Here is a 4,570-nt window from a genome sequence, read left to right as displayed (position 1 = left end):
GATTCTGGCTCGCGGATATTGGCTGCGACTTGTGCGGTGCTATTCGGCGGTAAGGCCGAATCTCCGGGTGGGCAGCCCGCAGTATTGACAAAACCGCGATCGTTGCTGCCCCCGTAGATATGCGTATCATTGGTGATGTCATTGATAATCAGCGAGACGGATTCAAATGTGTGTGATGAAGTATTTTCAATCTGGAACGCGGCATAGTGGGGCCAATTGCCGCAAGGATGCGTGCCCGCGAAGGCGGCTTCAAACGATGGCTCGTCTTCTGGGGGTTGCGCTTCTTCCTGGGGGACTGCGCCCTGCCGTGTATAGCTGACTCCGGAGGCCGCAACTGGATACGGATTTGGCCCAATGAACATTTTCATTACATCATCTGTAATGGTGTACGAGAGATATTGTGCGGGCGCCCAATCATACTCAACTTCTTCACCGGCTTGTATTACTCGCTCTGTCAGCAAATCGATATGGCCTTCAGCAGCATCATAAGACACGATCGTGTAGTGAATCTCTCGCATGGCTCCTTGATAGGCGAAGCGTTTTACCAAAGCTGTTTCGCTGATTTCGAGCGTCATTCCGGTGGGCTCATTTTTCCAGGTGCCTGCAAAGGGAATTTCTTGGCCTTCAAAGACAAAATCGATAACTTCCGTGACGCATTCGCCCTGAATATTATCTTCGGTGCATAGGGTAATTGCTGCCGAAAAATTGGTACCCGCTTCAGGTTCCTGGAGATTGGCAGCCAGATAGCGCGTATTGAATGGCGGCAGGATCGTATCCCCCGGCGGACATTCGTTCTCTTTTAGAAATGGGCGGTCATTATTACCGTTATAGATCGACTGATTGTTCGTGTTGTCGAATATCTCAAAATGGGCGGATTGCAAAATCCAGATGGAGGTACTTTCGACTTCGAAGGCTGCGTAATTCGGCCATTCACCGCAAGGATAATTAGCATGGAAGCGCAGCGCGAAAGTGGGGGGTGATTCCGGTGTTTGGGGGCTGGTATCTGCCTCCGAGGTGGATTCTGCACCCAAAGGAACCTCATCACTTTGAATGCACAGCACCGGGATTTCCATATCGTACCAGGAGCCTAAATCAAGATAATGATCGTCCAACTCGGCGTGTGCCAGCCAGCCATCGGGCAGCGCGTGATTATGCACCTCGGCGAAGTAGCGCCGCTGCTGTGAATACCACTCGTCTCCATCGAAAGTGACCCAGGCCTGCTCGAGACCATTCAGCGACTCGCTGAGAGTTTCAAGTGAATAACCGCTATTAACATAGGCAGCCAGATCATTCCAATCTGTGGTGCGCCAGCCGGGACCAAAGGCGTCGCTGCAGGCGTTGCCAATCTCATCGGTGTCAGGGTACACCGCGCGCGTGAGCGCAAAGATGAACGCGGTTTCCTCAGCTTGATTTTCCACTGCCGGGGTGTAAGTTGGATAGGGCGTGTAGGTTGGGTAGGGCGTAGGCTCTACGCCGGGAGTTGGTTGACATGCCGCAATTAGCAAACTAATCCCGAAAATCGAAAATATAATGAGCGCGTTTTTCATGGCGGACCTCCTGGATGAATCTCTACAACAGATTGAGCTTGTGCGGTATACTGCTTGCATGTCTGAAGTTCTCCTTCCCCAAATTGCATTATTTGAAGATGAAAATATTGCCAGTGGCATGACCGAGCTTTTTCCGGCGGTATGGCAGGCGCTAGAAGGGATCGCATCGCCGCGGGCTGCGGATCGGCATAGAAATTTGGATCGTTTATTAGAACTGGATGCGCCGCGTTTTTCGCCATTGGTGGCCTATGTTCTGGCGACGCGTTTAATCGATCCAGATATAAAATTTCGTAAACGTGTTATCCAGGCGCTGGGCGACTTGTTGATCCCGATCATGGGAGAGCGACCGCCAGAGAGCGTGCGCGGTCATCTCAAAGGGCATTGTTCGGTGATGGGGCGTGGGACGGTTCTGGCTGTATTAGAAGTGGCCGAATTTGATGCTTCTGCGAATTCCCAGATTGCCGCTCTTTTTAATATGTGTTCGCATGTGGGCTCGGTGCTGGTTGAAGTTATGATGGAGCGGCGGATTTCTGTTTCGTTACGTCGACAAGCGATCAATTTCATCGGCCAGGTTGGTTTTATTGATGCTATTCCACAACTCGAACGTCTAATCGAGCGCCTGGAGTCTCGTTCGAATGGTCAGCGGCGCATGCCTTTTGCTCCGCCATCCGACCCCGATGAGGCATCACTGCTCACCGGAATACAAACCACGCTGACAATGTTAAAAGAACCGTGATAGCCGTATTTGCTGAAATACTTCAAAGATATGCAATCCGCATATCTTTTTTTGTTAAAATGTTTACAGCGGCTTTTTGCAGTGCGGACAGGTATGTTCATTGCGCCGGACAATAAAACCGCAGTGTTGGCAAGTACCGGGTTGCACATTTCCCAGCGGTGCTCCACAGGCGATGCAGCTACTCTCCCCTATCAGATTGGCCGTCTCGCAGAACTCACAAACCAGCCTGCGCAGCCGCTCCGAGAGTTCGGTGGATGCACCTTCGGCTGCCGCCACGCGTTCAATCAAATCCCAAATATGATCATCTAGTTGCAGGCTTTCAATATCCTGAGCCACATCGTCCAGGCGGCTGATCAAATTGAAAGGATTGCGCAATGCCGAAATTGCTGTACTCCCCAGGCTGGCTGCCACCCCCAACACCGAGTGATCGCCCAGCGCCACAGACACCCCATCTGCTACCTTCTGAATCGCCACGCTGATCCCGGTTTGCCCCCCGGATTGTCGATATGAGCGTGTCCCAATCTGGATATAAACACCATCCGGCCGGTGGGTCTGTTGGGCTTCTAAATTCCCTCGATTGAATTCGGCAATCAACGCTTTCGCGAAAATGGCGGGTTGGATATCTCCGTGGTAGATTTTTTTCTTCATAGGTGTGGTAAGCTGTTTGTTATAAAATCTTTTGCTTTGTAGGAAAGACGAATTGATAACTTATTAATTTGACAATACTACATTCGCGAAAAGTTTCCGAAATTAGAGGGTGGAAGTGTTGCGCAACACTTCCACCCTCTAATTTCGGGCTTCTTGTTTCTAATGTGACAGTGTCACACTAGAATTATATCAAGAACTTGACTGTTTAGATACCTGGTAGTAAGGTATAAGCGCGAAATTTTGGAGGTAGGATGCGAATCAGTCAATTAAAATTTGGCTTATGGATATTCATTTTTCTGGGTGGTATGGTGATTCTGCCCCGGTCGGTGGCGCGCGCCAATGAGATTATTCAACCCCCCGATGCTGGAGAAGCCCAGCAGCCAACCGTGGCAATTGCTACAGTAACCGGCACGCCCAGCGGCCCGATTGCGATTGTGTATGCAGACCCTGAAGAACAAATTAACGTGCGTTCCGGGCCTGGCACCGACTATCCCCGTGTGGGGGTGTTGCTCAATCGGCAAGAAGTTCCGGCTCTGGGGCGCACCCCCGCGGGCGATTGGGTTGAAATTTTGTACCCAGGTGTGGATGCTGGAGTGGCCTGGGTGTATGCCCCGTTAGTGCGTATTATTGGTGATGAGTTGCCTATTGTGGAGCCGCCCCCCACGCCCACGCCGCGCGTCACCCCAACGATTGACCCAACCCTGGCAGCGCAATTTGTGGTTCAGGTTCCAGCCACGCGTATGCCTACGTTGACCCCTCCACCTCCGTTGGTGGTGCCTACATTCCCACCGGGAAATACAACCACCGGAACAGGTGGGGTGCCGATTGGATTTGTGATTATTGGCGCGGCCATATTTGGCGTTTTGGGTTTGGGTTTGTCGTTCTTACGCAGGAATTAATATCGTGATATTTTGTTGAAGCAGCAAGTGAAATAAAAAAAGACCGGATATATTCCGGTCTTTTTTTTTATCAGGGAGAGTTTTAGCAGCCGCAGGATCCGCCACCACAGCCGCCAGCGCCAGAATCTGACGCTTGATCGCCTTCGGTGCGGAATGAGCTGCCACAGCCGCAGGATGAAACGGCATTCGGGTTTTCGATCTTGAAACCGCTGCCCATCACATCATCTACATAATCAATTTGAGCGCCGCGTAAGTATTGAATAGAAACTTCGTCAATAACTACGCTAACACCATTAGATTCGACGACAGTATCTTCCTCGCGGAAATTATTCTCTAGCGCCATACCATATTGAAAACCAGAGCAACCACCGCCCTGGACGAAAACACGTAAAGCGTACCCTTCCAACTCGCGTTTAGCAAGTAAATCACGAACAGCATCGGCTGCCATTGAGCTGATGGATACGACATCTAATTTTGTTGCATCTGCAAGTACCATTGAAAAATCCTTTCCCAGAGGTGGGGATTGTCTAAAATCAGACGGAGTCTATCATAATTGAGTTGTGGCGTCAATAAGTTGGCCGGACGATTCTTCGTGAATAGCAAAAACGGCGGGGTCTTTTCCGCCGTTTTTGCATTGAAAAACCTGGAGTATGAAACCTGGTTAGAATCGTGGCGTATTGTTGGTGCTGCGGTTTCCGTTGGATTTGCCAGTATCAGCGAAGGAAACGGGGTGGTAGGTG

General features: G+C 50.7%; 5 protein-coding genes. 2 read left to right on the top strand and 3 right to left on the bottom strand.

Annotated elements, in window-relative coordinates:
* Positions 1-1,547, bottom strand: a 1,547-nt coding sequence (locus HN413_03755; protein ID MBT3389503.1) for a hypothetical protein, incomplete at its 3' end; no start/stop codon positions are given.
* 58 nt (positions 1,548-1,605) lie between these two features.
* Here HN413_03755 and HN413_03750 point away from each other — a divergent pair.
* The gene (locus tag HN413_03750; protein ID MBT3389502.1) at positions 1,606-2,283 is read left to right on the top strand and encodes a hypothetical protein; all 678 of its coding nucleotides are present in this window, start codon (positions 1,606-1,608) and stop codon (positions 2,281-2,283) included.
* A gap of 63 nt (positions 2,284-2,346) precedes the next feature.
* Here the strand turns inward: HN413_03750 and HN413_03745 are convergent, their stop codons facing one another.
* Positions 2,347-2,931 carry a zinc ribbon domain-containing protein gene (locus HN413_03745; protein ID MBT3389501.1) on the bottom strand — a complete coding sequence of 195 codons (585 nt, stop codon included), beginning with the start codon at positions 2,929-2,931 and terminating at the stop codon, positions 2,347-2,349.
* 251 nt (positions 2,932-3,182) lie between these two features.
* Between HN413_03745 and HN413_03740 the strand changes: the two genes are divergently transcribed.
* Entirely contained in the window at positions 3,183-3,830 is a 648-nt protein-coding gene (locus HN413_03740; protein ID MBT3389500.1) for an SH3 domain-containing protein, read from the top strand.
* An 82-nt stretch (positions 3,831-3,912) separates the two neighbouring features.
* Here the strand turns inward: HN413_03740 and erpA are convergent, their stop codons facing one another.
* Complete coding sequence (erpA, locus tag HN413_03735) at positions 3,913-4,326, bottom strand: iron-sulfur cluster insertion protein ErpA (protein MBT3389499.1); 414 nt, start codon at positions 4,324-4,326, stop codon at positions 3,913-3,915.
* Positions 4,327-4,570 lie beyond the last annotated feature (244 nt).

This window comes from Chloroflexota bacterium (genome assembly GCA_018648225.1).
Taxonomy (GTDB): domain Bacteria; phylum Chloroflexota; class Anaerolineae; order Anaerolineales; family UBA11858; genus NIOZ-UU35.
This window is presented reverse-complemented; position numbering and strand designations above follow the sequence as displayed.